6 protein-coding genes are annotated in these 6,778 nt (G+C 43.1%); 2 read left to right on the forward strand and 4 right to left on the reverse strand.

All coding sequences use genetic code 11. The features are described 5' to 3' along the window. Positions 1-94: 94 nt before the first annotated feature. From AOG36_RS00355 to AOG36_RS00370, 4 genes are all read right to left on the reverse strand, one after another. Entirely contained in the window at positions 95-931 is an 837-nt protein-coding gene (locus AOG36_RS00355; RefSeq protein WP_015107546.1) for a tetratricopeptide repeat protein, read from the reverse strand. A 28-nt stretch (positions 932-959) separates the two neighbouring features. Then, positions 960-1,766, reverse strand: a complete 807-nt coding sequence (locus tag AOG36_RS00360) for a tetratricopeptide repeat protein (protein ID WP_015107547.1) — start codon at positions 1,764-1,766, stop codon at positions 960-962. Between the two features lie 50 nt (positions 1,767-1,816). Next, positions 1,817-3,013 carry a tetratricopeptide repeat protein gene (locus tag AOG36_RS00365; protein ID WP_238374879.1) on the reverse strand — a complete coding sequence of 399 codons (1,197 nt, stop codon included), beginning with the start codon at positions 3,011-3,013 and terminating at the stop codon, positions 1,817-1,819. Positions 3,014-3,095: 82 nt separating this feature from the next. After that, positions 3,096-3,635, reverse strand: a complete 540-nt coding sequence (locus tag AOG36_RS00370) for a hypothetical protein (protein ID WP_053825335.1) — start codon at positions 3,633-3,635, stop codon at positions 3,096-3,098. Positions 3,636-4,108: 473 nt separating this feature from the next. Here AOG36_RS00370 and AOG36_RS00375 point away from each other — a divergent pair, with 473 nt between their 5' ends. Together AOG36_RS00375 and AOG36_RS00380 are read left to right on the forward strand one after the other, a co-directional pair. Then, the gene (locus AOG36_RS00375; RefSeq protein WP_015107551.1) at positions 4,109-6,145 is read left to right on the forward strand and encodes an HsdM family class I SAM-dependent methyltransferase; all 2,037 of its coding nucleotides are present in this window, start codon (positions 4,109-4,111) and stop codon (positions 6,143-6,145) included. A gap of 38 nt (positions 6,146-6,183) precedes the next feature. Continuing rightward, a partial coding sequence (locus AOG36_RS00380; protein ID WP_238374868.1) for a restriction endonuclease subunit S occupies positions 6,184-6,778 on the forward strand: 595 nt, incomplete at its 3' end.

Below are 6,778 nucleotides of genomic sequence, written 5' to 3' on the forward strand. Positions count from 1 at the left end.
AACCGCTATGATAACACAGATTAACATTAAAACCCATACAATTTTCCTAGATTTGTGCGCTGTGGGATTTATGCTGCAGCGCTTAGTTTTTAGGCTACTCCAACCCCTCTAGGGCCTGCATCGCCTCTTCATTGCCAAACTCCACGGCTTTTTCTAAGAATTTTTTAGCCTTTCCACGCTTTTTGCCCGTGCCAATCCCCATTTTATAAGCCATCCCAATTTGGTAAAGGGTTTTACCAACATACTCTTTAGCTATTTTATTGTTACTATAATAGGAAGCTTTTAAGAGTTTTAAATCAATAACATGCTTAAAAGGCATCGCTGTTACTAAATCAAGAACCGAATCAGTAATCACACTAAGTTCACCCTGGTAGCGTGGTCCGTTACTAGTTTTTCTCAAAACAGCCGTTGCTCCATTAGCCCCAAGCGCAACAATGATCTCTCGATACATATGCAAGGCTTTTTCAGGGTCTTTTGGCATACCCAAACCTTGTTGGATCATCGTTGCCAAACCATAATTGGCGATAATGCTGGTGTCAAAATTTTGAATGGGTGTAGACCCAGTAGCTAGTTCTTCTTCAGCGCTATTCGCCTTAAGCAAGACACGCAATTGCCGCAATGCCGAATCAAAATAAGATTTGGCTAGATAATAATCTGGCGCAGTTCCCCTACCCTCCATGTAGACAATGCCTAAAAAGGTAGTGCCTAAGATGCTCCCATGTTGGTGTGATTGTTTGAAGTATGTAAAAGCTTGCCTGTCATGGTGCGTTTCAAGCGCATCAACCCCCTTAAAGAGCAAGTCAACCCCCTTTTTTATTTCCACACCGCCCTCGCTTAAATACTTGTCCTGTTGCCACGCGCTTAAGGGGACACACACGATCCACACAAGCCCTAAAATCCCTACTACCTGCTTACACAAACTAACCAACATGCCTAATCCTTTTCTTGTGCTTTTGTATCTATTGGAGATCGCGCATAGCTTCTAACGCCGGATCGCTTCCTAAATCAAGTGCCATTTTAAAACACTCTTTAGCTTTTTTGCGGTTACGCCATACGCCAACCCCCATTTTATAAGCCATACCCATTTTATAAAGGGTCTGCGCCACTAGAGTTTTTATAAAGGGAAGTTTTGCCAAAACTGCCACAGGCAATTTTTCTAGTTTAAAAGCGTTGCCCAATGCGATCTGCGTAAGACCCCCTCCAAGACCAAGAGTTGCAGCATTTACAAGAAAGGCTAAACCGCTATTACGCCCTTTATTAGCCCCCATGTTGATTAGAATAAGCTTGTAAAGCTTAAACGCCTTTTTAGGGCTTTTTTCTACCCCCAAGCCTACTTCATACAAATGTGCCAATCCTAAATTAGCCACAATCATCGCCGCACTGCGATAAGTGGGAACGAAGATATCTGTCTTAAAGTGGTCTTGAGCACGATTCCGACTCACTTCTTTTTGAAGGTCGTCATTTTTAAGCACGATGTTAAAGTAAATCTTAGCTTTAGTGGGGTTTGCCCGCACCCCTAGACCATTGGCATAAAGCGAACCTAAAAGTGCCGTGCCTAACACATCGCCCCCTTCATGTGCTTGCTTAAAAATCTCATAAGCCTTTTGGTATTGCTCGTTTTGTTGCGCCTCAATTCCATTACGCACAAGCGGGCTGATCTTCTCTTGGATGTTATCGTAAAACGCTTTTAAGGGCATGCAAGCCACTACCAACGCTACCAAGAGAATGCCTAGCCACTTTTGGCAATTAAAGAAACCCAAGACCATCCAAACGCCTTTCTGTTGTATCAAATCTTGTTTCTGTTGTGCTATGTCCATCAATTTTGCTCATTCTGTTTTAAAGCTTCACAACCCTCCTTATCACCTAGTTGGCAAGCCTTTTTAAAATATTCTGTGGCTTTGGCTTCTGACGCCCCCTTTAGGAACACACCTGTTGCCGTTGCGCACTCAGCACTTCTGTATAAACCCCCCAAAGCAGTATAAGCCCCAGCATCCCCCATCTTGGCAGCTTTTTCATAGTATTCTAAAATTTTTGGAAGGGCACTTGTGTTTTTGCCATCTGTGTCTTGATCATCACGAAATATGTTTTGATTATCTGGACTTTGATTATCATAAAAATCATGGTCGCAATAGAGATGCCCCAAAGCAGTATAAGCTTTGGCACTTCCCATTTTTGCCGCTTTTTTATAGTATTCCTTGGCTGCTTGGTAATAAGAATCTGCCATGCTGTAATAAGAATCTGACATATCCTTGTATTTCTTTGACTGCTCGTCCGTCAGCTTACGAAAATCTTTACGATTTTCCGGAAGATTTTCCATACCTTTGTCATCGTAATCTTGGGCTTTTTCAAAATAAAATTTTGCAGCTTTGAGATACGCATCCACATTATGATTTTGAGGCGCATTGCTTAGGATTTTGCTTAGGGTTTCAGCTCTTTGACAAACCTCTTTATTTCTCGCAATTTGGCAAAATTTTTGGTAATAATGGTGCGCCACTTTGCCATCTTGCTCCACTCCCATGCCATTCTCGTACATGATCCCTAACATGCCATATGAGCTAGCATTCTCCATTTTTGCCCCTTTTTGGAAGTATTGCAGGGCTTTAGAGTAATCTTTAGCAACACCTTTGCCATCGAAATACATCAACCCCAAGTCGAAATAAGCCCTAGTCTCCCCCATCTCTGCGGCTTTTTGGTAGTATTGCAGGGCTTTAGAGTTGTCCTTAGTAACACCATTGCCATAAAAATACATGTCCCCTAAATTTCTATAAGCCAAAGCATTCCCCATCTCTGCGGCTTTTTGTAAGTATTGCAGGGCTTTAGAGTAATCTTTTTCAACGCCTGCGCCATTTTGATACATCACCCCCATTCCATTATACCCCCGAGCATCCCCCATTTCTATGAGCTTTTTCCAGTAGGTGATAGATTTTCCATAGTCCTTGCTAGCAAGGTAAGACTTTGCCATTTTGTAATACTCCTCTGCCTGACTATTGGCATAACAAACCCCTAAAGCCATTGCCAACAGCAAGACCACTTGCCACACACGCTTTTTCAACACAACTAACATTTTTGCTCCTTGTAAGATTTAGATTTAAGATTTAGTTTTGATGGGATTGCTCCATAAAATCCCTAAGCTCTTTTAATTTCTTCTTGGCTTTTTGATTGCCAAACTCTATGGCTTTTTGGAAAAAGGCTTCTGCTTTTTTTAAATCTTTGTTAGGACCCTCTCCTTGATCGTTTTTTCCATTTTTGTAAAAGCAACCCAACTCTTGCAAAACCTGCCCTAATCTTTTCCACTCGCTTTTGGGGTATTCGTTAGGGTTTATTCTGTCTAAATCAATCGCACCTTTTTGTCCCGTTAAATCTAAAAGTGCACTTTGCAGTAAATCAAAAGCTTCGCCATACTTTTTGATGGTTCCACTGCCATAAATATCTAGGTATGCAAGCTTAATCTTGGTGTTAATTTTTGAATCTATGTCTTGTTCTTTATCCGTCTTGAGTGATTTTTCATAGATAAGTTGTGATTGTCGATCACCCATCTCTGTATTCCGTTTGAATAAGTGTAAAAGGGCCAATACCACAATTAACAAAATTCCAACAAGTATGAACTTCTTACTTTTTAAACTTTTAAAATCCATGTTGTGCTCCTAAATAAATTGGATTGATGGTTTGCGATTGGGGCAAAAAGATAGACATAAAAAGAGATGAAAGGCAGGGGTAGAAAAAGGCGAGGGGCTAGAATAAAATTTTAGTTCAGCTGTACTTAGTGGCTGTGGGGGGGGGGGGGGGGGGCGTGTACTTAGTGGCGGTGGGGGGGGGGGGGGTGAAAATAAAGGCAAGTTTTTAAGGTGCATACAAAGTCCCAAAGTCAATTTTCTTGTTGTGCCAAAAACAAAAGCGCATTCTAGCATATTTTTTGAAAAATCTTAGCCCTTTGGCTGATCCTTGTAGTTGGCCTTTTAATTCCCTTAAGCCAACCACCTTAGCCAGCCCTTAAACTAGACCCTAGCATTTTGCCATCCACCCCACTTTTTTAAGGCTGACAATCCTTAATCTTAACCCCCTTTTTTGCCTAAATCCCCTATAATGCCCCTTTTATTGAAAGGAAGCCATGCCAAGCGTTGAAAACCGCACGATACTTCAAATTACGAACAAGCTAGATGAACTCAATATCCCCTATTACACCGATACAGAAACAATCAACGATGAGATCAGGCGGGCCCTAGAAAAAGCTCCCTCAAAGAGCGGGGGGAGTGGCAAGAATTACCCCGATCTCAAATTGCTTTTAAGCACGCCCAGCGCGCGCAAATTGCCCGTGATGATTGAGATCAAGGGGCTTAAAGGGCGTTTAGCCAAGTTTGGCAAGGATCATAGCCCAGAGTTTAGCCCAAACGCCATTAAAAATTACGCCCTCAATGGCGCGCTGCACTACGCCAATGCGATTTTAGATTATAGTTATAGCTACAATGAAGCAATCGCCATAGGGATCAATGGCTATGAAGAGGCGGGCAGGATGTATAAAGAATACGCCCTTTACTACCTCAACACCAAGCACCTAGCCGTGCCCCAAAAGATTGGGGAATTTAGCGATTTGGGGATTTTGGCAGATTTAGAAAAGTTAGAAAAAACCTTAAATGAGCTCACCTTAAGCGAGGCAGAGCGCAATAAGGCGATCGAGGATTTGGAGAGTGAGACAGAGGCCCAACTCAACAAGCTTAACCAATTCTTGCATGACGACATTTTAAATTTAAAAAATAATAAGCGTGTAGCTTTGCTAGTGGGGATGATCATGGCAGCTACAGGCGTGCCAAAGACAAAGGCAAACCCCGGGGTGGGGGCTTTGGGCTTAGAGGATTTAAAAAGCGAACAAGACAAGGACACCCACGATGGGCATGAATTTTTAAAGAAAATCAAAGCCTTTTTAAACGCCAAGAAATTACCCAGCGGAAAAATTGCGATGGTTGTTGATGAGCTCAAAAGTGTATTTATCCACGCTGATCTTTGGGTTAGCAAAAATAACATCGCAGAAAGTCAGCTGAAAAAGATTTATGGGCGGTTTTTAGAGGGGGTCTATCCTTTGGTGAAAAAGCTCACCAGTGCAGACATTGCGGGCAAACTTTTTAACTCTCTTACTAAATGGCTCACCGTGAGCGAAAAAGATGACATTAATAATGATGTGGTTTTAACCCCCCGTATGGTGGTGGATTTAATGGTAGAACTCGCCCAAGTCAATAAAGATTCTTATGTTTGGGATTATGCCGCCGGCTCGGGGGCGTTTTTGATTTCAAGCATGAATAAAATGATTCAAGATTGCATGGATAAAATCACCAACCCCAAAGAGAGAGAGGAAAAGATCGCCAAGATTAGGGCATACCAACTCTTAGGGGTGGAAAAGCGCGCAGATATTTACCTGCTGGGCGTGCTGAACATGCTTTTATTAGGCGATGGAAGTGCGAATTTCTTACACCAAGACAGCCTAGAGGATTTTGAGGGCAACTACGGGCAGGGGGCAAAAGAGGGCAAACCTTTTAACGCCAATGTGTTTTTGCTCAACCCCCCCTACAGCGCCAAGGGCAAGGGCTTTATCTTTGTAGAACGCGCCTTAGAAAGAATGAGCAGCGGGCGCGCGGTGGTGATCATCCAAGAAAATGCCGGCAGTGGCAATGGCGATATTTACACCAAAAAGATTTTAGAGCACAGCAGTCTAGTGGCGAGCATTAAAATGCCCCTAGATTTGTTCGTGGGTAAATCTAGCGTTCAAACGGCGATCTATGTTTTTGATGTGGGAGTGCCCCACGACCCAAATAAAAATGTCAAATTCATAGACTTTAGCAACGATGGCTACACCCGCGCGGCGCGCAAAAAGGCAAAGGCGAGCACCAATTTACGCGACACCGATCACGCTAAAGAGCGCTACCAAGAATTAATCAATATTGTGGTGCATGATGAAGATCCAAAGTTTTATAAAGACCATTTCATTAAGGATAAAATCAACACTGAGGGCAAGGATTGGACCTACGCCCAACACCAAAAAATTGACACCACGCCCAAGTTAGGCGACTTTAAAGGCAGTGTCGCAGAATTCTTAGCCTATGAAGTGAGCTTAGTGCTCAAAGGCACAGAGGGAAAGCCCTTAACCCACGCCTAAAAAGCTGGCAAGCTTTGTGCGCCCTAGAGTGGCGTGGGGTGTTTTTAGGGGAGATTTTTGAGGTGTTTAAGCCTGCCAAACACAACCACCAAAAACGGCTTTTACCCACAGAACCCAAAGAGGGCTATATCCCGGCCATCACTTGCACCACGCAAAACAACGGCATTGCCTGTTATATGCCAAAAGAGGGGGCTTTGGTGCTGGAAAATATGATTTCTGTGGGGGCTAATGGCGATGCGCCCGCTTTTTACCAACCTAGAGAATTTGCGCTGTTGCAGGATTGCTACGCCCTAAAATTTAAGGGCAAAGAGCTAAACCGCTTGCAATATTTGTTTTTGGTCGTGTGCCTGAATAAGGTCTTAGCCAAGTTTAATTGGAGTAACAAATCCGGCTGGACGAAAGTCAGTCAAGAGAAAATCCTGTTGCCCTTTGACAAGAATAACAAAATTGCTTTTGAGGCAATAGAGGCATTTATAAGGGAACTTCAAGCGGAGCGCTTGAGGGAACTTCAAGCGTATCTTAAAGTAACAAATTTAGAAAACACTGCCCTAACCCCCTTAGAACAAGAGGCATTGGATTTATTTAGTGGGTATTTCACAACTCTACCCGGCACAACTGGGGGGGGGGGGGGGG

This window comes from Helicobacter heilmannii, from assembly GCF_001283065.1.
GTDB classification, from domain to species: Bacteria; Campylobacterota; Campylobacteria; order Campylobacterales; family Helicobacteraceae; genus Helicobacter; species Helicobacter heilmannii.

Excerpts from the sequence above, each read along its gene's own strand:
- AOG36_RS00365 (WP_238374879.1), bottom strand. The coding sequence starts at position 3,013 with ATGGCTTTAGGGGTTTGTTATGCCAATAGTCAGGCAGAGGAGTATTAC.
- AOG36_RS00355 (WP_015107546.1), bottom strand. The coding sequence starts at position 931 with ATGTTGGTTAGTTTGTGTAAGCAGGTAGTAGGGATTTTAGGGCTTGTG.
- AOG36_RS00370 (WP_053825335.1), bottom strand. The coding sequence starts at position 3,635 with ATGGATTTTAAAAGTTTAAAAAGTAAGAAGTTCATACTTGTTGGAATT.
- AOG36_RS00375 (WP_015107551.1), top strand. The coding sequence starts at position 4,109 with ATGCCAAGCGTTGAAAACCGCACGATACTTCAAATTACGAACAAGCTA.
- AOG36_RS00360 (WP_015107547.1), bottom strand. The coding sequence starts at position 1,766 with ATGGTCTTGGGTTTCTTTAATTGCCAAAAGTGGCTAGGCATTCTCTTG.